This is a genomic window from Mesorhizobium sp. CA6 (genome assembly GCF_020165035.1).
GTDB lineage: Bacteria > Pseudomonadota > Alphaproteobacteria > Rhizobiales > Rhizobiaceae > Mesorhizobium.
In genome coordinates, this window is the sequence record NZ_JAIUHI010000003.1 from 311,826 (window position 1) to 334,063 (window position 22,238).

Here is a 22,238-nt window from a genome sequence, read left to right on the forward strand (position 1 = left end):
AGGCCCCCATGACGACAAGCGAACGCATAAAGATGGCGGCGGGCGAATGGTACACCTGCATCGACGATGAGCTCGAGGCGTTGCGCATCGCCGCGCGCGATGCGGTGTTCGAGCACAACAGCCTGCCGCCCCGGCAGCGCGGTGATATCGCCCCGGCCCTGCAGGCGCTGCTCGGCGGCGCGGGCGAGGGGGCGCGCATCGAGGCGCCGTTCCACTGCGCCTATGGCTTCAACCTGTTCCTCGGCGACGGCGTCTTCCTCAATGCCGGCTGCACCGTCCTCGACACCGCGCCGGTGCGCATCGGCAAGGGGACGATGTTGGGGCCCAATGTGCAGATCTACTGCGCCGAGCATCATCGCGAAGCTGCCGGCCGGCTGGCCGGGCTGGAGATCGCCAAGCGCGTGACGATCGGCGACAACGCCTGGATCGGTGGCAGCGCGGTAATCCTCGCCGGCGTCAGCATAGGCGAGGGCGCCATCGTCGGCGCGGGCGCGGTGGTGACCAGCGACGTACCGGCCAACGCGACCGTCGTCGGCAACCCGGCACGGGCCGTTACGCGCCGATGAGCGCACCGGCGTTTTGAGCGGTTTTTGAGAATTCACGCCGGTACCGCACCGGCGAGGTTCTTAGCCGCGTGGCAAAATGCTGGCGCAGCGAGGTGGCGCTGCCGAAGCCGGCTTCGAAGGCCACGATGTCCATCGATTTGTCCGTCTGCTCCAGCAGCCTCTGCGCAAGCGCCACGCGCTGGTCGGCAAGCCAATCGCCGAAACTGGTGCCTATCGACTTCTGGAAGCGGCGCGTGAAGGTGCGGCGGGTGAGGCCGGCCGCATCGGCGACGCTGTCGAGGCTGTGGGGTTCGCCGAGCGTCGCCCGCACCTGGTCGAGAGCGCGCGAGAACCGGTCGGCATTCGGCGTCGGCGCAAGCGGGCGCTCGATGAACTGCGCCTGGCCGCCCTGCCGATGCGGCGAGAGCACGACATGGCGGGCAAGCCGAAGGGCGGCCTCCGCGCCATAGCGGGCGCGAACGATGTGCAGGCAGCAGTCGAGGCCGGCAGCGACGCCGGCGGAGGTGACGATGTCGCCATCGTCGATATAGAGCACGTCCGCATCGATCGCGATGTCGGGATACAGCGCCTGCAGCCGGTCGGTATAGGCCCAGTGGGTTGTTGCCTTGCGTCCGGCCAGCAATCCGGCGCCGGCAATGGCGAAGGTGCCGAGGCACAAGCCGACGATGAGCGCGCCGCGCCGATGCGCGCGCTGCAGCGCGTCCTTGAGCGGCGCGGCCAGCGGAGCCTCGAGATCCTTCCAACTCGGAATGATGACGATGTCGGCCTCGTCGAGCGCGGAAAGCCCATGCGGCACGACAATGCTCAGCCCCGCATCGGTATGAATGGGTCTCTCGTCCATCGCACAGACGCGGAAGTCGAAGCGCGGCAGGCCAAGGTTGGTTCGATCGGTGCCGAACACCAGGCACGGCACAGAGAGGTGGAAAGGACTGATGCCGTCGAAGGCGACGGCGGCGATGATCGGGTTCTTCATGGCAAGCATCGTTTCGTCGAAAGTTGAATGTCCCAATTTTTTCGAATGATGTCAATCGGGACACTTTCTCGACTCGAACCGTCGGCCTAGCTTAGCGCCCATCAACCCGGTCGAAAGGAAAACCGCCATGTCAGCACCAGCCACCCAGCCGCGCCGCGCGCTTGTCGTCGTCGATGTCCAGAACGACTACAATGGCGGCAATCTCGCCATCCAGCATCCGCCCTTCAACGAGACCGTCGCCAATGTGGCGCGCGCCATGGATGCCGCCGCGGCGGCTGGCATCAAAATCGTCGTCGTCAAGCAGATGGCGCCCGAGACCTCGCCGATATTCGCCAAGGGCAGCCATGGCGGCGAGTTGCATGCCGAGATCGCCAGGCGCGGCCGCGACCACTATGTCGAAAAGACGCTGCCTTCGGCCTTCACCGGCACGGATCTCGAAGCCTGGCTGCGCGCCAACGCCATCGATACGATCGCGGTCGTCGGCTACATGACCCACAACTGCGATCTGTCGACCATCATCCACGCGGTGCATATGGGCTTTGCCGTCGAGTTCCTTTCGGATGCCAGCGGCTCGGTGCCCTATGCCAACAGCGCCGGCTACGCGTCCGCCGAGGACATACACCGGGTGGTGAGCGTCGTCTTGCAGGCGCGCTTCGCTGCGGTGCTCAAGACCGCCGAGTGGATCGATTGCCTGAAGACCGGCGCCCTGCCCGAGCGCGACACGATCTATGCGTCCAACCAGCGGGCCCTGCAGCGGAACGCAGCGTAACCCGAAGCCTTCAAAACAAGGGCGCCGCCAGGATGCGGCGCCTTTTTCTTCGCGCCAAATATCCAGCAAGAGCGTGAGCCATTTCACGGACGCCGTTCCGGTATTTTCAGAAAGTCGCCGCGCATGTGAATAAGCGCGGATGGCTCGGGGGGCTGGATTGAAGGCGCGCGTTGCACGAACTTTGGTCGTCCTGACCCTCGCTGTCGGCGCGGCGCTGCTGCCGTGGCCCGCCTTCGCGCAAGTGCCGCCGCATGCGCCAGGCACGATCTGCTTCACCCAATTCTTCTGGTGCTGGGCGCAACCGCCCGGGCCGGCCGGCTATCCCTGCGGATGCCCGTCGCAATATGGCTTCGTGCAGGGTTATCTGGGCTAGTCGTCGGGGGGCGCGATGACGACATTCCACGATCCTCTTGTCTCCGGGTTGCTTGCCGACGCCAAGCTGGTTGCCGGCTACGGCCGCTACGGCGTGTTCAAGGACAGCGCGCTCTTCGCTGCGATCGGCGACGCGGAAAAACTCAGTGACGCGAGCGCAAGCCAGCCTGAGGTCGTCAAACTTCAAACGGTGCTCAACGACTGCTCCAGCACCGTGCCGTTTTCAACCCTGGCTGCACTGCGCACCGGCTGGTCGCCGGGCGACATGTCGCGCCGGACCGCGCTCGCGACCTATTTCCTCATCGCCCTGTCGGTGACGATGATGATCGTCATCGTCAAGCTGACCTATGTCTACAACAGGGGCGTCTCGATCAACGCGGAACTGCAGGAGATCGACAACAACGATTTCAGCGCTCGGTTCGGGCAGTCGATCAGGCAGGTCTGGGCGACCAAGAAGCAATTGAGCTCGGCCGCCGCCCAGCAGGCGTCGGCGACCGATCTGACGCTTCTGAAGGACGCCTATTACAATTCCGTCGACAACCTGCATTCGCTCGACCAGCGTTTTTCCTCGTTGCTGGTGCGGGCGCAGGGGTTCATGACGCAGGAGGCGCCGTTTCCGCTCTGGGGCATGCAATGGGCCTATTGCAAGCTCTCAGCTTCGCCAGGGAAACCGGGCGCGCCGCTCGATTTCTCGAACCCCAGGCAGATGGCCATAGACCAGTTCTGCGGCCAGCAAATCGCGCTGGCGCAACAGCAGAGCGGGGCCGGGAGCAGCCAGCCGCTCAAGCAGTCGGATTTCGATTGCAGGAACAACGGCAACACTCAAGGCGGCATGCAAGTCGTCAGTTCTACCGCCATGGTCGAAGACGTGAGCGCGGATTTCGACGCGGCGACACGCGATCTGCAGTGCGAAGGCGTCATCACCATCACGCCGAATTCGATTTCGACGCTGACACTGCAGGCCAAGACGCTCAGCGAAGTCCTCAGCCCCTATGCGCTGTGGATCCTGCCCGCGCTTTACGGCGCGCTTGGCGGCATCATGTTCCACATGCGCATGATCCTGAACCCGCTCCTGCCCAATCCGCCGCTGTCGCGGCTCATTCATCGCATCGCGCTGGGCGGGCTTGCCGGGATGATCCTCGCCTGGTTCATGGCGCCGGGAACCAAGCTCGGCGGCGAGGTGACCGGCATAGGCTTCAGCCTGTTCACCTTCGCTTTCCTGTTCGGCTTCAGCCTCGATATCTTCTTCGCCATCCTCGACCAATTCGTCTCGATGTCGGTCGCCGGCATCAAGAAGTTCGGCTCGCCCACGGTGGCGTGAAAGCCGGCGAAGAAAAAAGGCGCCGCGGTGAGGCGGCGCCCTTGGTCTTTCAGCTCGAGCAGCGTCTAGAACAGGCCCTCGATCTGGCCGGTCTCGTTCAAGAAGATCTTCTCCGAGGACGGCGCCTTGGGCAGGCCCGGCATGGTCATGACCTCGCCGCAGATGATGACGACGAAGCCGGCGCCGGCCGAGAGCCTGACCTCGCGCACCGGCACGGTATGGCCGGTCGGCGCACCGCGCAGGTTCGGGTCGGTCGAGAACGAGTACTGGGTCTTGGCCATGCAGACCGGCAGGTTGCCGTAGCCGGCCTGCTCCCAGGCATGCAACTGGTCGCGGATCGACTTGTCGGCGATCGCCTCGTCGCCGCGATAGATGCGCTTGACGATGGTGTTGACCTTCTCGAACAGCGGCATCTCGTCCGGGTAGAGCGGCGAGAACTGTGAGGCGCCGGATTCTGCGATCTCGACCACCTTCCTGGCGAGATCCTCGATGCCTGCCGAGCCCTGCGCCCAGTGCTTGCACAGGATGGCCTCGGCGCCCTGCGCCTTGACGAAGTCCTTCATCGCCTGGATCTCGGTTTCGGTGTCGGTGGTGAAGTGGTTGATCGCCACCACTGCCGGCACGCCGAACTGCTTCACATTCTCGATATGGCGGCCGAGATTCAGGCAGCCTTTCTTGACCGCCTCGATGTTTTCCTTGCCGAGGTCTTCCTTCTTGACGCCGCCATTCATCTTCATGGCGCGCACCGTGGCGACGATGACCGCCGCCGACGGCTTCAGCCCCGCCTTGCGACACTTGATGTCGAAGAACTTTTCCGCGCCGAGGTCGGCGCCGAAGCCGGCTTCGGTGACGACATAGTCGGCAAGCTTCAGCGCTGTCGTGGTGGCGACGACCGAGTTGCAGCCATGCGCGATGTTGGCGAACGGGCCGCCATGCACGAAGGCCGGGTTGTTCTCCAGCGTCTGCACCAAATTGGGCTGCATGGCGTCCTTGAGCAGCACCGCCATGGCGCCGTCGGCCTTGAGGTCGCGGGCATAGACCGGCGACTTGTCGCGGCGGTAGGCGACGATGATGTCGCCGAGGCGCTTCTCGAGGTCCTTGAGGTCGGTGGAGAGGCACAGGATCGCCATGACTTCGGAAGCCACGGTGATGTCGAAGCCGGCTTCGCGCGGATAACCGTTGGCGACGCCGCCGAGCGAGCAGATGATCTCGCGCAGCGCCCGGTCGTTCATGTCCATGACGCGGCGCCAGGCGACGCGGCGGGTATCGATGCCGAGCTCGTTGCCCCAGTAGATGTGGTTGTCGATCAGTGCCGAAAGCAAGTTGTGTGCCGTGGTGATGGCGTGGAAGTCGCCGGTGAAGTGAAGGTTCATGTCCTCCATCGGCACCACCTGGGCGAGGCCGCCGCCGGCAGCGCCGCCCTTGACGCCGAAATTCGGTCCGAGCGAGGCCTCGCGGATGCAGACGATCGCCTTCTTGCCGATGCGATTGAGGCCATCGCCAAGGCCGACCGTGGTGGTGGTCTTGCCTTCGCCGGCCGGCGTCGGGTTGATGGCGGTGACGAGGATCAGCTTGCCGTCCTTCCTGTCTTTCACCGACTTGATGAACTCGGCCGAGACCTTCGCCTTGTCGTGGCCATAGGGCAAGAGATGCTCGTTCGGGATGCCGATCTTGGCGCCGATCTCCTGGATCGGTTTCTTCCTGGCGGCGCGCGCGATCTCGATGTCGGACTTCACTTCGGCCATGACGGCTTTCCTCTGGATTGGGCGGTGGAAGGGACGGTTTTGATCATTTGTGCATGTTCGAAACGCCGCGCGGGCGCAAGGGTAAGTTCTAACCCTGTCGCGGCCGCGGCGTCAACTTCCATGCAACTAAGTTTCCTGCAAAGAAAAACTGCTGTTCCCGGTCCGACCCTGTTCGGGTCTTCGGCCCCGGTCGCTTGCGGCGTATAGAAGCCAGAGCCAAGACCGTTCCGCCGTCTCAAAACAGCCGCTGAATACGCGAAAAGCGACAGAGGCGACGGCGCAAATCCACCATCGCCGTGTCGCCTCGAAAGGCGCTATTGCGTGAGCACGTTGCTGATCTCGACCATGTTGGAGCGCACGCGCAGGATGTAGAAGCCCATCGTCGTCAGATGCGTCGGCAGGAGCCAGCCGTCCTCGCGGCCGTTGGCGATGATGAAGGGCTGGATGCGAAGCGCCGAGACGAATTGCGAATCCATCGTGTCCCAAAGGCTCTGCAGGTGCTTTTCCTTGATCACGTCGTCGAAGTCGGCCTGGGCGCCCTTCATCAGGCCGTAATAGGCATAGAGCTGACCATAGGCGAACCAGAAGCGGTCGTCGGCGCGGGTATCGAACCAGCCATCATTATGGTTCTCTGCCCGCTCCTTAAGGATGGCCGAGGTCGATCCGATGTCCGAGGAAATGCGGTCGATATATTGCTTCAGATTGTCGGCACGGGCGTCGAACGTCGCCTGGCAAGTGGCCAGCCGGGCGTTGAAGTTTCGCAGCTTGCGCACCGCGTCGCGATAATAGCTCGGCGTGGGCGTCTTGGGGCCGAACGGGTTGAGGCCGAAATACCAGGTGTATTCATCGAACTGCAGATTGCCGCGCGCATCCTGCAGGTCGGCGTCGATCTGCGATGTCGTGCGCACGCGGCCGAGATTGTCTGCAAGCTCGGTCGCAGTGCGCCGCACCGCCTGGTTGATGCCGCGCTGGAAGGAGGCTTTGTTGTCCATCCAGGGCGTGTGATCCCAATCGATGCCGAACAAGCCGAGCTTGTAGAGGATCATCGAGGAGATCCAGGCATTCTGGTTGACGTTGAAGTCCGTCAAATCGGCGGCAACCTGGGCGATCGCCGAGTTGCCGCATGTCTTGGCCGTATCGGTGCCGCTGCCGGCTGAAACCTGTTCGCCCGCCGACACGTTCCGCTTCTCGAAAGTGTAGGTGTCGGGATAGTTCGGGTCGAAATTGTTCCACCACTGCGTGGCGTAGAAGAAATTGGCATAGAGGCCGATCAATACCAGAACGGCAAGGCCGACCACCGCCTTGAGAATCCAGCCGCGCTGGCCGTACCAGCGGCCAACCCACATGAACGGCCACAGGATGAGGCCGATGACGAAGCCGATGCCGCGGCCGATCCATTGAAAAATCCGGGTGAAGAAGTTCACGATCGGGTCGAGCATGGCTGTGGTACCCCTCAGAGCATTTCACCGTTTCAAGGGAAACGGCGATCTGCCCTAACCCTTTGTTTTGCCGCAATTCCGGGCGGAAAACCGCCCACACTTTTCCTGGAATTGCTCTAGATCAGAATAACGTTTCGTTGAAACGTCATCCTGATCTAACTCTTTGTTGGAGCATGATTTCCCCCGAAAACCGGTTCCCACTTTTCGGAATCATGCTCTAGTCAGTCAAACCGTAAAGGCGCGCGCGGAACGCCGCCTTGTCCTTCAGATATGTGGTTTTCAGAACGTCCACAACATGGCTTCGCCAGGCGTCGCTGAAGCCGTCATAATCCTTGTAGAAGCCGGGCTTGTTGAAGACGTAGCGCGACACGAAGTCCTGCGGCACGAAATCCGAGATCAGCTGGTTGGTCAGCCAGGCATCGGCATGATCGGGCTTGGCGCGCACGACCAGGAAACGCTGGCGCGGCGGCACATCCTCGATCTTGAGATGGCCGAGCTGAGCGATCTCGCGCTTGGCGGCGTTGAGGAACGGGAAATTGCCGTCGCTGGCGATCAGGTCGGCGTGGCCGTGGATCCAGGTCTGCAGCCAGACCTTGTCGACATCGGTCAGATTGCGGTTGGGCTCGGCATCGCGGATCAGCGCCCGCACGACCATTTCGGCGCGGTGTTCGAGATAACCGGAAGTCTCGATCCAGGAGGCGCGCGGCAGGTCGAGGCGGCCGGTGGCGGCCAGGAAGCCGAACACCTTGTCGGCGTCATTGATCGACAGATAGCTCACCTGCCAGGGGCGCGAGCGGCGGAACCCGGGAGCGGCCGGATCGCTGATCACCGTCGTCATGTCGGGGTCGACGAAGACATAGAGCCCGCCGAAATGGCTGGTCCAGTAGGCGTTGTGGCGGAAGATCACCTGGTCCGGCACCAGCGCGTTCTCGCGGATGTCGCCGCAGACCTTGGCAAGCTCGACCATGCGCTCAAGCATGACGTCGTCGCGCCAGGCGTCAGGCTCCTGCCTCAGCCGGTCGACGAGCTTGCCGAGCTCGGCCGCCTTGCCGAGCACATCCTCGGCCGACAACACCTTGAACTCGACCTGATTGATCGACAGCAGGTCCTCGATGTCGTTGACCTTCGGGACCGAGTCCTCGATCTCGCCGTAGATGACGTCCTTGATGGTCAGCGCGTCGATGGCGCGCTGGTTCTTCGACATGAACTCGAACATCAGCTGCGAGGTGTTGGAGAAGGCGGTGTGGACCACCGGCAGGTCGATCTGCGACGGCGTCAGGATGATGAAGCGGCGGTTGACCTCATTGGGATCGAGATAGTTGTAGTCGCCGCATTCCTCGGCGATTTCGGGCGAGAAGCCGGTGCGGTCGATCTGGAAGCTCGCAAGCTTGGTGGGCTCGAGGCCGAAAGCGGCAAGCGCCTTGTTGTAGCGCTGGATGAGATGCGGCTCGTCGATGGTTAGCAAGCGGCCGTAGATCAGCTCGTTGTCGCGCAGAAGGTCGGGTTTCTTGGCGGCTTTCATCTGTCCTTCTCCCCGTTCACGGGGAGAAGGTGCCCGATGGGCGGATGAGGGGCAGCGCACTCTTCCCTTCTCCCCTTGTGGGAGAAGGTGGATCGGCGCGATAGCGCCGAGACGGATGAGGGGTGTTCCAGCGGAGTGAGACGCTGGCGTTCCCTGGAGCACCCCTCATCCGTCGCCTTCGGCGACACCTTCTCCCGCAAGGGGAGAAGGCGAGGTCGGCGCAACTCACGCATTCCACAGCCCCTTCTTCTTCAACTCCTCCATCTCGCGCGCTGCGCGCTCGCGCAGCCTGGCGTCGCGCAGGAGCTTCTCCACGGCGGCGTCGTCGGATTTATCGGAATAGCGGAACTCGGAATCGGCGTAGCGGTTGATCTCCTGCATGACCATGTCCATCGAGAACGGTCCGCGCAGTTCCTCGATCATCGCCTTCTTGTCATCGTAGCTCTTGTGCATGAAGGCTTCCGGCTTCTCGAACCAGTCGTCCGGCAGCTCGATGTCCATGGCGCGCATTTTTATCGCGTCGGTGACGTTCTTGATGGCGCGGCCGGTGAAGCGCGGCTCGGCGTCCTTGATCATGTGCAGATAGGTGCCGACATCAGCCATCGTCTTCGGCGCGCCGTTTTCCTTCATGTAGCGCTCATAGACCTTCATCAGCCCGTCTTCCTGCGGCTTCTCGTGCTCTTCATAGGCCTCGGCCACGGCGCGCTGGATTTCCTGCGCGGCATAGAGCTCGTGCTTGCCAAGCGGGATCTCGTGGTTCTTGCCGGCAAGCAGCACGAAGATGTCGATATAGTCGTCGCGCGTCTGCGGGCCGTCGACCAGCCAGCGCGCGCCGGCGCGCTGGCGCAGCGCGTCGTCGACATTTTCCGGATAGTTGGAGAACATGCCGAAGGAGCAATTGCCGCGCACCACCGTCGAGGCGCCGGCGAAGGCGTCCATCAGGACGCCGGTGATCTCCTGCTGACCGGCGGAAGCACGGTCGTCGGAACGGCGCGCCGCCACCTGGTCGATGTCGTCGATGGTGCCGAAGCCGATGACGCGCGGATTGAGCACGTTGTTGATGAACTGTCGGCAGTTCTGGCCCGACTTGCCCTGGTAGGACGAGATCTGGTCGACGCCGAAATTCTCATAGGCGAAGGGATAGCCGGCGACCTGGCAGTAGCCATTGACGAGGCCGGCGATCATCTGGATCAGCGTCGTCTTGCCGGTGCCCGGCGCCCCGTCGCCGATGAAGGTGAACACGAACCCGCCGAGCTCGACGAAGGGGTTCAGCTCGCGCTCGAAGTCGTAGGCCATGAGCATCTTGGCCAGCCTGACCGACTGGAATTTGGCGATGTGGTTGCCGATGACCTCTTCCGGTTTCTTGAAGGTCATCACCAGCGGCTTGGTGCGCTTGCCGGGCGCGACGTCGAAACCATCGAGGGTGAAATCGTCGACGTCGATACGGATATGCGCATTTTCGAACGGGCCAATGCCGTCGAAGCGACCTTTGCGCGCAAGCAACCCGTCGACGGCGACGCGGGCGAAGGCGCGAGCGCGCGTCGTCAGGTCGGCGTCGTCCTTCGAGCCGGCGATTGCCTTGTCGAGACCGGCGATGATCGACTTGACCGCGTCCTGCGGTGTGTCGAACAGGAAGTCGGGCTCGGGGATGTCGTTCGGCGCCTCGCCATCGCTGTCGATCAGCTGGAAGAGATACGAAGCGAAACTGAAGGCGGAAACGTAAGCCGAGGCCGACAGAAGCTTCTTGAAGGTGGCTGCCTCATCGCCTTCCAGCGGCGCACGCGCATTCCTCGCCTGCAGGCTTTCGAGGTCGGAGCCTTCGGCGAAGACGTCGGATATGGCGAGCGCGATCGCCAGGCCGCGGCGGGCGCGGTAGAGCAACGTGTGCTGCGGGATGCTCATCAACTGGTCGTCGGGATGAATGGCCGCTACTGTTTTCGTGAGCTCGACCTCGCGCGTGCGGCGGACCGAGCCGACCGACACGGTCGAGACGAAGCGGCGGTTGGTGCCGGCAAGCGCCGTGCCGGATTCGCGCGAAGGGTCCTCCAGCACGACGATGCGGGTGATGAAGCTGTGCGCGGTCGCGCGGTGCTTTTCGATTGCGGCTTCCGAGATCGTGGTCAGGCCGGTGTCCATGAAGGATGCTCCGCGATTGACGGTCAGACGTCGCTGATGACCTGTCCGTTGGACAGGATGTGGACCTTGTAACCGGAAAAGATCTTCTGCGCCTCGCCGGCGGCGTAGAGCGCCTGATAGGCCTCGTGCGGGATCAGCGCGTGGTTCTCGTAGCTCGACACGCCCTGGCGCGCCGCTTCGAGATCGTCGGTGTTGATGAAGAATTCCTGCGTCGTCTTCTCGCTGGAGAACAGGCCCCTGCGGCCGGGCTTCTCGCTCTTGGAGAAGACTTCCTGGATGGTCCAGGTGAGCAGCCAGGCGTTCTGCGGCTTGCGCACCTTGGCCAGCACCTCGGCCACCGTCGAATTGTTCTGGGTGATGCCGGCCGAGTAGAAGGGTCCCAGCACCACGCGCCTCAGCTGCTTGGGATGCAGCGGCTCGAAATCCTTGTCGAGATTGACGGCGATCGTCGCCGGAGACAGCGTATAGGCCGAGTTCTTCTCGGTGAAATCGTCGAAGCGGTGCGCAAGTTCCGGGTTGAGCAAGCCGTCGACGGGGAGCGGGATATCGACCCGCCCGTTGAGCTTGCCGTTCACGTCGACCAGCTGGCGCACCATGCTTTCGGAGGAGTCCTCCACCGTCACCATGTAGACCAGCGGCAGGTTGGCGCTGCCGTCGAACGCGGCCCAGTGGACGAGATAATATGGCCGCATTGTCTTCGGGTTGACCGAGACCTTTGCCGTCTGCGCCAGGGTGAAGGGGCCGAAGGTCGCCTCGCTCTTGACGTCCTCAAGATAGAGCCGCTCTGCCATCGACTTCTGCAGCGCCTCCGGGAATTCCTTGTGGCGAAGGATGAAGTCGGCCATCTCCTCGCGCAGTTCGCCGGCCTGCGGGATGTTGGCCAGCCGCGCATCGGCCTGCTGGCGGTCGTTTTCCAGCTCGAGCAGGTTCTGGAAGACGGGGTAGCCGCTTTCGGCGCGCGAGATGCGGAAGGTGTCCATGAAACCGAGCCGGTTGCGCCAGCAGGCAAAGGACTTGTCCAGCCGCGCGATATACTCCGCGACGATCCTGGCGATGATGCCGTGCCGGTAAAGCGGCGAGCGGTCGTCGCGCATGAACACTTCCAGCCCGCTCAGCGCCGCCGTGATGGCGGAGAAATAGCGTACCGCGGCGTCGTTCTCAGGTGTCATGTGGCTGCCGTGGAAATGAAATCAGCGGCGCCGCCTATTGCTGCACATAGTTGGCGGCGTTGTGCTTCTTCATCACATCGTCGAAGCGGCGGGCGAAAGCATCGTCGGCAAGCTTCTTGCGGCGCTGGATGTCGGCTGAAGCCACCATGTTCTTCTCATGCATCTCGAGCAGGTCGCCAATGTGCTTCTGCGAGGCGGCGCCGATGCCGGCCATCGTCTCCTCGGCCGTGTTGTCGACCTGGCTGCCCAGCGTGTTGATCTTGTGGGCGACGTCCTGCTGGGCGGCGGTCTTGAGCGAATCTTCCAGCGCCTTGTAGAGGACGATGCGCTGCTCGGTGTCGATGGTCAGCTTGTTGATCAGTGTCGACTGCGCGGCAATCTGGTTGTTGAGTGAATCGACGAAGGTCTGGAACATCGAGGTGTAGCGCTCCAGCGTCTGGCTTTCGGCCAGCAGCTCCTGCTCCTTGGCCTGCTTTTCATTGTATTCGGTCGCCATTTTGGAGCGCTCGCCCTCAAGCTCGGTGCGCTCCTTCTGGGTCGTGGAGGCGGCGATCTTGTTTTCGATGTCGAGCAGCATCGGGTTCAATTCCTCGATGCGCTTCTGCACCGCTTCAAGATTGGTCATCGTCACCTTGCGGCGCTCGATAACCTGCGAAAGGCTGGCTTCGGAGGTCTTGTAGCGCTGATCGAGGACCTGCTTCTGCGCCTTCAGGATGCCGACGATGGTGTCCGATTTTGCCAGCAGCTCCTGCAGATTGCCGGCAAGCGACATATTGCGGACGCGATCGGTGCGCATGCGCTGCTTGCGCTGCGCCGAAAAGACACCGACGAAATTTTCCCAGCCGGTGTAGTTCTTCATGCTTTCGAACTCGGCGCCGAAGACATTGGTTGCGTCCTCGAGCCCGATGATCAGGTCGGCAATATTGCCTTCCATGACTTTCTGCTGCTTGAGCACGTCCTCGATGCGGGCGTTCTCGATGTCGAAATTGGCGTCGCCGATCTTCTTGTCGGCCTGAGCAAGCGTATCGAGCACGGTGCCGGACTGCTCGATTTTGCTGCGCATGTCCTGCACGACCTGCTTGGTCTTGGCAATTTCGGCATCGAAATTCTGCAATGTCGCCATTGGGGCCTCCCGCTTCGGCATCCGTTTCCGTGTCGTGGCGGCGAATATATGTGGGGCTTCAAGGGATTGAAAGAAGGAAGACAAAGGGAAGCGTCAAAACAAAAGAATTGGTTAGGTCCTTGAAAGGCAAGGCAAGCATGCGCATGGCGCCTAGTAACGCGCACCATCATCGAACAGCTTTTGCTGACATGCCCTAAGGTCTTGTTTTTGCGAACGGCCATGAAACAGCGCCGGCAAATATCTTGCGGCGGCGATGCCGGTTTCACCGGCGCCGGTCAGGGTTTGAAGCGGTTTTCGGACGACATCCAGCTCTAGAGCGGTTCAGCGTTTCACGGAATCGCCGAACCGCTCTAAGTCTTTGTTTTTACACAATTCCGGACGGAAAACCGCTACGCAGTTTTCCTGGAATTGCTCTATGCAGGCTTTCGGCTCAGCGGTTGACAAAGCCGATGAAGTCGTCGGGCGCGGCCCGGCCCATCTCCTCTTCCCAATGCCTTCGGCAGAGCGAGACATAGACGTCCTTGCCGATCGCCACCTGCTCGCCCTGCTTCGCCACCTTGCCGTCAGGCCCCAGGCGCACCACCATCGTCGCCTTACGGCCGCAACGGCAGATGGTGCGGACCTCGCGCAGGTCGTCGGCGATGGCGAGCAGAGCGCGCGAGCCGGAGAACAGATTACCCTGGAAGTCGGTGCGCAGGCCGTAGCACATGACCGGAATGCCTAGACGGTCGGCGATGCGGGCGAGCTGCCAGACCTGCTCTTCCTCGAGGAACTGCGCCTCGTCGACGAAGATGCAATGCACAGGGCCATGCCGATGGTGCTCGGCGACCGTGGCATAGAGGTCGTCGCCGTCGCGGAAAATCTCTGCCTCGGATTCGAGACCGATGCGCGACGAGATCAGCCCGGTGTCGCCCTTACGATAGTGGCCGGCGACGAACAGCATCGTCGACATGCCGCGTTCGCGATAATTGTAGGACGCCTGCAAGAGCATCGTCGTCTTGCCGGCGTTCATCGTAGCGTAGTGGAAGTAAAGCTTGGCCATGTCGCTCTTTTGGGTGTGTCGGGATTCAGGCGAGGCCGGCCCGACCTGAATCTCGACACACCCTAAGCCGACTTGCCGCGGCTCGGGGAGAGGGCACCGGCTCCGTCCACCAAAAACTCGATGTCGTTCAAAAAGCTGTCATGTCGCTTAATGGCCAGCGCGCGCCGTTCGTCGCGACGTTGAACCGCTTGAAACAACATCAAAATGGTGTTTGGCTGACGAAACAAGGCGGGCGCAAGAACCGTGACTTCGCTTTGCCTCGAAAATCCAATGGGAGATAAGTTCATGTCGCGTATGAAATCTTTCGTCGCAGGCCTCGGCCTTGCGGCGTTCCTGTCGACAACCGCCGCCAATGCCGGCGATCCGGCGAGCTGCAAGGCCGTGCGGCTGTCGGATGTCGGCTGGACCGACATCCAGGCCACCACGGGCCTCGCCTCGGTGCTGCTCACCGCGCTCGGCTATGAGCCGCAGACGATCCAGCTTTCGGTGCCGGTGACCATGGCCTCGCTGAAGAACAAGGACCTGGACGTCTTCCTCGGCAATTGGATGCCGTCGATGACCAACGACATCAAGGACTACACCAAGGAAGGCTCGATCGAGACGATCAGCACCAACCTGACCGGCGCAGGCTATGGCATCGTCGTGCCGACCTATGTTGCGGATGCCGGTGTCAAGACGCTGACCGATCTCGGCAAGTTCAAGGACAAGTTCAACGGCAAGATTTACGGCATCGAGGCCGGCAATGACGGCAACCGCATCATCCTCGACATGATCAAGAACCCGAAGGACAATCTCGAAGGCTTCGAGCTGGTCGAATCCTCGGAGGCCGGCATGCTGACGCAGGCCGAGCAGTCGATGAAGAACAATGAGTGGATCGCCTTCCTCGGCTGGACGCCGCATCCGGTGATGGGCGCCATGAAGATCACCTATCTCGACGGCATGGGCGACAGCGGCTTCGGCGCCGCCACCGTCTATACCATCGTGCGCAAGGGCTACACCACCGAATGCCCGAACGCCGGCAAGTTCATCGCCAACCTGAAGTTCAATCTCGACATGGAAGGCGAGATGATGGACGCCATCCTCAAGGGTGGCGATCCGCAGACGGTGGCGACCGATTGGCTGAAGAAGCATCCGGACGCGGTGGCGCCCTGGATCGCCGGCGTCACCACCTTTGATGGCGGCGACGCGGCGGCTGCCGTCAAGACCGCGCTCGGGGGCTGATCCGCTTGGGACCGGCATGATTTCCGAAAAAGGGCAGCCCTCGAAGAGGCTGCCCTTTTTCATATGCCTGGAGACGTGAGAGGATAACCGTGCGGCGAGCGCGGCGAAGCCGAGAGGGGAAAGATGGATCCGATTTCTAAATTCCTGACCGACTACAAAATTCCGATCGGGCCATGGGGCAAGGCTTTCTTCGGTTTCCTGACCGACAATTTCGACACCATCTTCCGCGCATTTTCAAACGGTCTGAATTTCATCCTCGACGGAGCAGTGAGCCTCCTGCTCATGGTGCCGCCGGTTTTGTTGGCCCTGGTCATCGCGTTCATCGCCTGGCTCTTACAGCGTTCGCGGCCGCTCGCCATCGGCGTCTTCCTCGGCCTGATCTTCATCATCAACCAGAATCTGTGGAAACAGACGGTGCAGACGCTGGTGCTGGTCGTTGCCGCCGCCGCAATGGCAATGGCGATCGGCGTGCCGCTCGGCATCTGGGCGGCGCACAAGCCGAAGGTCTACCGCGTCATGCTGCCGGTGCTCGACCTGATGCAGACGCTGCCGACCTTCGTCTACCTGATACCGGTGCTCACCCTGTTCGGGCTCGGCAATGCGCCCGGCCTCATCGTCACCATCATCTTCGTCATCCCGACGGCCGTTCGGCTCACCCATCTCGGCGTCGTTTCGGTGCCCAAGGCAATCATCGAAGCGGGCGAGGCGTTCGGCGCCACCAAGCGCCAGCTTCTGTGGAAAGTGGAGCTGCCCTCGGCGCTGCCGACCATCATGGCGGGTCTGACCCAGTCGATCATGTTGTCGCTGTCGATGGTGGTGTTCGCCGCCCTGATCGGCGCCGGCGGCCTCGGCACGGAAATCAACCGGGCGCTCGGCTCGCGGCGCATCGATCTCGGGCTTGAGGCGGGCCTCGCGATCGTCGTGCTCGCCATCGTGCTCGACCGCATGACCCGCATCGGCGTTGGAGGCAAGAAATGACCGTCGCGGTTGATTTCAAGAACGTAGACATCGTCTTCGGGGCTGATCAGGCAGGTTCGCTGGCGATGATCGACCAGGGCGCAACGCGCGCCGAGATTCTCGAAAAGACCGGTAATGTGCTGGGTTGCGCCGGCGCCAGCCTGACCGTCCATGAGGGCGAGATATCGGTGCTGATGGGCCTGTCGGGATCGGGCAAGTCGACGCTGCTGCGGGCCGTCAACCGGCTCAATGTGGTGTCGCGCGGCCAGGTGCTGGTCAAGGACGGCGATCGTGTGGTCGATGTCGTCACCTGCGACGAGGCGACCTTGCGGCGGTTGCGCCAGAAGCAGGTGGCCATGGTGTTCCAGCAGTTCGGCCTGCTGCCATGGCGCACGGTCGAGGAAAATGTCGGCTTCGGCCTCGAGCTTGCCGGCGTGCCGGAGGCGGAACGCAAGGCGCGCGTGCAGAAGCAATTGCAACTGGTCCATCTCGACCAATGGTCGAAGAAATATGCCCATGAGCTTTCGGGCGGCATGCAGCAGCGCGTCGGTCTCGCCCGGGCTTTCGCCACCGAGGCGCCGATCCTGTTGATGGACGAGCCGTTCTCGGCGCTCGACCCGCTTATCCGCACCAAGCTGCAGGACGAATTGCTGCAGCTCCAGGCCGAGCTGAAGAAGACCATCATCTTCGTCAGCCACGACCTCGAGGAGGCGCTGAAGATCGGCAGCCATATCACGATCATGGAGGGCGGCCACATCGTGCAGACCGGCGCGCCGGAAGACATCGTCTTGCGCCCTGCCAACGACTATGTCCGCGACTTCATCGCCAATGTGAATCCGCTGTCGGTGCTGACGGCGTGGAACGTGATGCGGGACCGTCGCGACCTGGAGCAGGGCGATAACGGCTGGGTGTGGCTCGACCGGCGCAAGACGACACGCTTCAAGATCGACGACCACGGCCTTGTGGCGGCGGCCGAGCGCGACGGCAAGCCGGCGGTGTGGGTGTCCTGCGCCGATGTCGAGCGCCAGCCGGAGGAGGGCGCCCAGGTGTTCTGGGCCAATCCCGGCACGCCGCTGAAAACGGTGATGCTCGCCATGCACCGGTCGCAGACGGCGCCGGTGGCGCTGTTCGATGAAGGCTCGCGCTTCGTCGGCTCGATTGGCATCAGGGACGTGCTGAGTGCTGTGCTGAGGCGGTAGGGCCTTCAGCCTTTTTGACGGGCGCGAGTTGTGCCGCTGGCGGGCACCTCGCGCTTGTTCTAGACTGGTCGGCAGCCGAACAATCGGCGTCAGGCGAAAGAGGCGCGAATGATCTTCCGTCAGCTCTTCGATTCCGTTTCGGGCACCTATTCCTATCTGCTTGCCAGCCGGCGCGGCGGCGAGGCGCTGATCATCGATCCGGTGCTGGAGAAGGTCGACCGCTACCTGCAACTGGTCAACGAGCTGGACCTGAGGCTGGTCAAGGCGGTGGACACGCATCTTCATGCCGACCATATCACCGGCCTCGGCGCGCTGCGCGACAAGACGCATTGCGTGACCGTGATGGGTGAGCAGACCAAGGCCGACGTGGTGTCGATGCGGCTTGCCGACGGCGACAAGCTCGGCATCGAAGGCCTGGCGCTCGACGTCATCTACACGCCGGGCCACACCGATGATTCCTACAGCTTCATCCTGCCGGATCGTGTGTTCACTGGCGACACGCTGCTCATCCGCGGCACCGGCCGCACCGACTTCCAGAACGGCGATCCGCGCCAGCAATATGAATCGATCTTCGGCCGCCTGCTCAAGCTGCCCGACGAGACGCTGATCTTCCCGGCGCATGACTATAAGGGCGAGACCGTGTCGACGATCGGCGAGGAAAAGGCCTTCAATCCGCGCCTGCAGGTGAAGTCGGTCGACGAGTATGTGAACATCATGAACAATCTCAATCTGTCCAACCCGAAAATGATGGATGTGGCCGTGCCCGCCAACATGCGGGTCGGGCTGCATCAGGACGACATCGCCAGCCGCGGCTGGGCGGTCAGCGCGGAGCAGGCGCTGGCGCTGGTCGGGCGGGCCGACGTGGCGCTGATCGACCTGCGCGAGCAAACCGAGCGCGAGCGACACGGGGTCATCCCCGGCGCGATCCATCTGCCCTATGCGCGGCTGCAGGAAAACATCGCCGCCGGCGGCATATTGCACGAGCTGGCGAAATCGACCAGCAAACAGATCCTGTTCTACTGCGCCTTCGGCGAGCGCTCGGCGATGGCGGTGCAAGCGGCGCAGGATGTCGGGATTACCAGCGCCCGCCATATCCAGGGCGGCATCGACGCCTGGCGGAAAGCCAGCGGCCCGCTGATGCATTAAAGCGCGTCGCACTTCTGGGCGACATGCACTAGTGCGTTTCACCGTTTCACGGAAACGGCGAAACGCCCTATCTCTTTGTTTTTTACGCAATTCCGGACGGAAAACCGCTCACACTTTTCCTGGAATTGCTCTAGGCGCGCCGGCCGGGTTCAGTTCAGCCCGATGAGCTTGGCGCCGTTCCGGAACAGGGCTTCTCCATCGCGATCGAAACGAAATGTCGCGATGAAATCGTCGGCGCGATAGTTCGGCAAGGCGTTGCGGATAGCGGCGGCGAAGGTTCGCGCCTCCTCCTGCCGGCCGGCCAGCGCCAGGCAATGGGCGGCGATCGCCAGGATGATGACATGGGCGTTTGGCCTTGCGGCCGCCTTCAGCGCCCATTCGGCCGCCGCTTCGAATTCGCCGAGCCGCGCATGCGCCATGGCGCGCGCGCCCATCATGCCGAACAGCAGCGGATCGAAGGGGCTGAGATGACGCGAATGGTCGGATGAGCCGATCGCCGATTGCGGGTCGCCCGACTGCGAATGGACGAAGGACAGCGCGTAATGGCCGAGCGCGAAATTGGGGCTGAGATCGACGGCGCTCGCCAGCTCCAGCAGCGAGCTGTCCTGCTCGCCGCGCAGCCATAACGCGCGGCCCATCGCCCAGTGGGCGGCTGGGTTACGGTCGTCGACCAGCAGGCTCTGGCCGGCGCTCTCGAAGGCAAGCGCGGCCTCGCGGCCGCGGTCGCCCCAGCGCTGGAAAGCGTTCTGCCAGTGGGTGAAGGACATGCCGGCATAGGCGCGTGCGAAAGTAGGATCGAGCTTCAACGCCTCGCCGAAGAAATGCTGCGCCAGCTCGTTTTCTTGGCGGGTGAAGCGATACATGTGCCAAAGGCCGCGATGGTAAGCCTCCCAGGCATTGAGCGAGTTTGGCGCTTTCAGCAATGCGCGGTTGCGCTCCACCGTCGCGATCTCGGCGGCGATCGATGAGACGATGCTGTTGCCGATATCCTCGATGACGATGAAGATGTCGTCGGGTTTATGCTCGAAGGTTTCCGCCCAAACGATCCTTGCCGTGCGGACCTCGACAAGCTCGACCGAGACGATGAACCTGCCCGGCAGAGCCCGCACCGAGCCCGTCGCGACATAGTCGACATTCAGCCTGCGCCCGGCGTCTTCCGGCGCGATGTTCTTCTCGGCGAGCGCGAAGACAGAGCCGCGGGCGATGACGAAGAAATCGCGCAGCTTGGCAAGCCGCGTGATGATGTCATGCGTGAGGCCATCGGCAAGCCCGCCACGGAAGCCGCCGGCGCCGGCGCTCTCGGCAAACGGCATCACCGCGAGCGAAGCCCGGCGGGTCGCAACGGGCTCGGATTCGTCCGCGGCGACCGACGATTCCGAAACCGGGAAAGCCGGCCCGGATCGGGCGCATGGCGTTGCGCCGGCGTTCCGGGCTCTTATCTCCTGCCAAGCCTCGCGCAATGGCGTGAAATCCAGCTCTTCCGAGCGAAACAACTCCGCTGCCGTGGCAAGATGCTCTTCGCCGGCGCCGATCTGCCCGCGCCGGGCCAGATTTTCCAGCAGCGCCACATGCGCGCGGCCGTCGAAGGGCGCTAGCTCCAGCCATTTGTCGATATAAGCGCCGGCCTCATCGGTTCCACGTGGGAGAAGCCCAATGATATGCTCCAGAACCGCGACATGGCATGCGCTGAAACGGCGGCGCTGCGCCGTCAGCCAGCTGCCGAAATGCGGGCTGCGATCGAGCTCGAGGCCGTCGAGAAAATCGCCGGCGAAATGTTGCGAAATCCCCTGCAGCCGCACGAGATCGAGCGTCTGGACACCTTCGGCCACCGCCGAGGCGGCATCCAGCGCGTCCACATGGACATCGTCAAGACGGAGCGACACCATATCGCCGTCGGTTTCGACCCGGCGCAAGCCCGCTTCGTCGAGCGCGGCACGCAGCTTGCTCAGGCACCAGCGCAACTCGCCGCGCGGATCGTTGGGCACGTCCCAGAGAAGTTCGCAAAGACGGCTGCGGCTGACTGGGTGGGGCGCCAGCGCCAGATAGGCAAGCAGGGCGCGCAGCTTGCGTGACGAAGGCAAGGCCACAGGAACATCGTCGCGCATGATCGTAAACGGGCCGAGCAGCCTGATCGAAAGGCTGGCTGCCATGCCTTTCAGAGTCGACCGAACGGATTCCACGTCCGTTTCCACGCTCGCTCCCACGTCGAACAGTTGGTCCATGTTCTATCACCAAACACGACAGGGCGCATCCGGCAGCGAATTTTCGAGCCGGACGCGGCCTTTGCCGAATTGCCGGCAAGTCACACGCAACTAGCGCGGCAAGGTGTCGAAACCGCGCCGCCCAATTCGCCGGTTTGTAACCGGCACGTGAGGAGATCGAGGAGAAAGCCCATGTTGCATCAGTTGAAAATCAGGACCACGGCCGGTCGCGGCCGGCTGTTCGACAGCATTCTCGATACCGTCGGCGACACGCCGGTCATCCGCATCAACAATCTCGGGCCAGGTCACGCGACGATCTATGTGAAGGCGGAGTTCTTCAACCCGGCGGCCTCGGTGAAGGACCGGCTGGCGCTCAACATCATCGAGGAAGGCGAGCGCAGCGGTAAGCTCAAGCCTGGCCAGACCGTGGTCGAGGCGACGAGCGGCAATACCGGCATCGGCCTCGCCATGGTCTGCGCGCAGAAAGGCTATCCGCTGGTGGTGACGATGGCCGACAGCTTCTCGATCGAGCGCCGCAAGCTAATGCGCATGCTGGGCGCCAAGGTGGTGCTGACGCCGCGCGCCCAAAAAGGTTTCGGCATGTACAAGAAGGCGGTCGAGCTCGCCGAAGCCAATGGCTGGTTCCTCGCGCGCCAGTTTGAGACCGAGGCCAATGCCGCCATTCACGAGGCAACGACGGCGCGCGAGATCATCAATGACTTCGCCGACTCGAGGCTGGACGTGCTCGTCACCGGCTACGGCACGGGCGGCACGGTGGCCGGCGTCGGCCGCGTGCTGCGCCGCGAGCGGCCGGAGGTGAAGATCGTGCTCGCCGAGCCGGCGAACGCCCAGCTGATCGGCAGCGGCAAGGCCCAGGAGCGCGGCGCCGGCGGTGCGCCGTCCGCCAGCCATCCGGCCTTCGAACCGCATCCGATCCAGGGCTGGACGCCGGACTTCATCCCCAACGTGCTGCAGGAGGCGATCGACCAACGCTATTATGACGAGGTGGTGCCGATCCCCGGTCCCGAAGGCATCAAATGGACGAAGGCGCTGGCGCGGCAGGAGGGCATCTTTACCGGCATCTCCGGCGGCGCCACTTTCGCCGTGGCGCGGCAGATCGCGGGCAAGGCCCCCGCCGGCTCGGTGATCCTGTGCATGCTGCCCGACACGGGGGAGCGCTACATGTCGACGCCGCTTTTCGACGGCATCGAGGCCGAGATGGACGCCGAGGAGACGGCGCTGTCGCGCTCGACGCCGAGCTGCCAGTTCGAAGGCTGAGAACAGAAACGCGACGCCGCCCCCGCATGGCGGCGTCGTTCTTTTATGCGCGGGTCGAC

Annotated in this window: 19 protein-coding genes; 9 read left to right on the plus strand and 10 right to left on the minus strand. The window is 63.0% G+C overall.

The window, feature by feature from the left end; genetic code table 11:
* The first annotated feature begins 8 nt into the window (after nucleotides 1–8).
* Nucleotides 9–566 (plus strand): sugar O-acetyltransferase, encoded by a 558-nt coding sequence (locus LB526_RS05920; RefSeq protein ID WP_224626779.1) that lies wholly within the window; start codon nucleotides 9–11, stop codon nucleotides 564–566.
* Here LB526_RS05920 and LB526_RS05925 read toward each other — a convergent pair.
* Complete coding sequence (locus LB526_RS05925) at nucleotides 553–1,539, minus strand: helix-turn-helix domain-containing protein (protein WP_224626781.1); 987 nt, start codon at nucleotides 1,537–1,539, stop codon at nucleotides 553–555. The two genes, LB526_RS05920 and LB526_RS05925, sit on opposite strands and share 14 nt — an antisense overlap.
* A 127-nt stretch (nucleotides 1,540–1,666) precedes the next feature.
* Between LB526_RS05925 and LB526_RS05930 the strand changes: the two genes are divergently transcribed.
* From LB526_RS05930 to LB526_RS05940, 3 genes are all read left to right on the plus strand, one after another.
* Nucleotides 1,667–2,308 (plus strand): cysteine hydrolase family protein, encoded by a 642-nt coding sequence (locus LB526_RS05930; RefSeq protein ID WP_224626783.1) that lies wholly within the window; start codon nucleotides 1,667–1,669, stop codon nucleotides 2,306–2,308.
* A 157-nt stretch (nucleotides 2,309–2,465) separates the two neighbouring features.
* Nucleotides 2,466–2,681 carry a hypothetical protein gene (locus tag LB526_RS05935; protein ID WP_140838766.1) on the plus strand — a complete coding sequence of 72 codons (216 nt, stop codon included), beginning with the start codon at nucleotides 2,466–2,468 and terminating at the stop codon, nucleotides 2,679–2,681.
* Between the two features lie 15 nt (nucleotides 2,682–2,696).
* Nucleotides 2,697–4,001, plus strand: coding sequence for a hypothetical protein (locus LB526_RS05940; RefSeq protein ID WP_224626784.1), 1,305 nt, complete (start codon nucleotides 2,697–2,699; stop codon nucleotides 3,999–4,001).
* A 65-nt stretch (nucleotides 4,002–4,066) separates the two neighbouring features.
* On the opposite strand, the gene LB526_RS05945 is transcribed toward LB526_RS05940, so the two are convergent.
* The 8 genes from LB526_RS05945 to LB526_RS05980 form a co-directional block, all read right to left on the minus strand.
* Complete coding sequence (locus tag LB526_RS05945) at nucleotides 4,067–5,746, minus strand: formate--tetrahydrofolate ligase (protein ID WP_095766469.1); 1,680 nt, start codon at nucleotides 5,744–5,746, stop codon at nucleotides 4,067–4,069.
* 314 nt (nucleotides 5,747–6,060) lie between these two features.
* The gene (locus LB526_RS05950) at nucleotides 6,061–7,185 is read right to left on the minus strand and encodes a DUF2333 family protein (RefSeq protein ID WP_224543216.1); all 1,125 of its coding nucleotides are present in this window, start codon (nucleotides 7,183–7,185) and stop codon (nucleotides 6,061–6,063) included.
* A 217-nt stretch (nucleotides 7,186–7,402) separates the two neighbouring features.
* Nucleotides 7,403–8,707, minus strand: coding sequence for a DUF6638 family protein (locus LB526_RS05955; protein ID WP_224626786.1), 1,305 nt, complete (start codon nucleotides 8,705–8,707; stop codon nucleotides 7,403–7,405).
* 225 nt (nucleotides 8,708–8,932) lie between these two features.
* On the minus strand, nucleotides 8,933–10,843 hold the full coding sequence (locus LB526_RS05960) for an AAA family ATPase (RefSeq protein ID WP_224626788.1): 1,911 nt from the start codon (nucleotides 10,841–10,843) through the stop codon (nucleotides 8,933–8,935).
* A gap of 23 nt (nucleotides 10,844–10,866) precedes the next feature.
* Nucleotides 10,867–12,012 (minus strand): hypothetical protein, encoded by a 1,146-nt coding sequence (locus LB526_RS05965; protein WP_224626790.1) that lies wholly within the window; start codon nucleotides 12,010–12,012, stop codon nucleotides 10,867–10,869.
* Nucleotides 12,013–12,046: 34 nt separating this feature from the next.
* Nucleotides 12,047–13,135 (minus strand): hypothetical protein, encoded by a 1,089-nt coding sequence (locus LB526_RS05970; protein ID WP_095766474.1) that lies wholly within the window; start codon nucleotides 13,133–13,135, stop codon nucleotides 12,047–12,049.
* A gap of 430 nt (nucleotides 13,136–13,565) precedes the next feature.
* A complete protein-coding gene (locus LB526_RS05975; protein WP_095766475.1) occupies nucleotides 13,566–14,177 on the minus strand; it encodes a thymidine kinase in 612 nt (203 codons plus the stop codon).
* Between the two features lie 62 nt (nucleotides 14,178–14,239).
* Nucleotides 14,240–14,464 carry a hypothetical protein gene (locus LB526_RS05980; protein WP_140546564.1) on the minus strand — a complete coding sequence of 75 codons (225 nt, stop codon included), beginning with the start codon at nucleotides 14,462–14,464 and terminating at the stop codon, nucleotides 14,240–14,242.
* Here LB526_RS05980 and LB526_RS05985 point away from each other — a divergent pair.
* From LB526_RS05985 to LB526_RS06000, 4 genes are all read left to right on the plus strand, one after another.
* The gene (locus LB526_RS05985) at nucleotides 14,463–15,398 is read left to right on the plus strand and encodes a choline ABC transporter substrate-binding protein (RefSeq protein WP_095766477.1); all 936 of its coding nucleotides are present in this window, start codon (nucleotides 14,463–14,465) and stop codon (nucleotides 15,396–15,398) included. The two genes, LB526_RS05980 and LB526_RS05985, sit on opposite strands and share 2 nt — an antisense overlap.
* 123 nt (nucleotides 15,399–15,521) lie before the next feature.
* Nucleotides 15,522–16,376 carry a choline ABC transporter permease subunit gene (choW, locus tag LB526_RS05990; protein ID WP_095766478.1) on the plus strand — a complete coding sequence of 285 codons (855 nt, stop codon included), beginning with the start codon at nucleotides 15,522–15,524 and terminating at the stop codon, nucleotides 16,374–16,376.
* Nucleotides 16,373–17,554, plus strand: a complete 1,182-nt coding sequence (choV, locus tag LB526_RS05995; RefSeq protein WP_224626792.1) for a choline ABC transporter ATP-binding protein — start codon at nucleotides 16,373–16,375, stop codon at nucleotides 17,552–17,554. Before choW ends, choV begins: the two co-directional genes overlap by 4 nt.
* Before the next feature lie 108 nt (nucleotides 17,555–17,662).
* Nucleotides 17,663–18,700 carry an MBL fold metallo-hydrolase gene (locus tag LB526_RS06000; protein ID WP_224626794.1) on the plus strand — a complete coding sequence of 346 codons (1,038 nt, stop codon included), beginning with the start codon at nucleotides 17,663–17,665 and terminating at the stop codon, nucleotides 18,698–18,700.
* 149 nt (nucleotides 18,701–18,849) lie between these two features.
* On the opposite strand, the gene LB526_RS06005 is transcribed toward LB526_RS06000, so the two are convergent.
* Nucleotides 18,850–20,850 (minus strand): transcriptional regulator, encoded by a 2,001-nt coding sequence (locus LB526_RS06005; protein ID WP_224524647.1) that lies wholly within the window; start codon nucleotides 20,848–20,850, stop codon nucleotides 18,850–18,852.
* Between the two features lie 243 nt (nucleotides 20,851–21,093).
* On the opposite strand from LB526_RS06005, the gene LB526_RS06010 reads away from it, so the two are divergent.
* Nucleotides 21,094–22,179, plus strand: a complete 1,086-nt coding sequence (locus tag LB526_RS06010; protein ID WP_224524564.1) for a PLP-dependent cysteine synthase family protein — start codon at nucleotides 21,094–21,096, stop codon at nucleotides 22,177–22,179.
* Nucleotides 22,180–22,238: the final 59 nt, after the last annotated feature.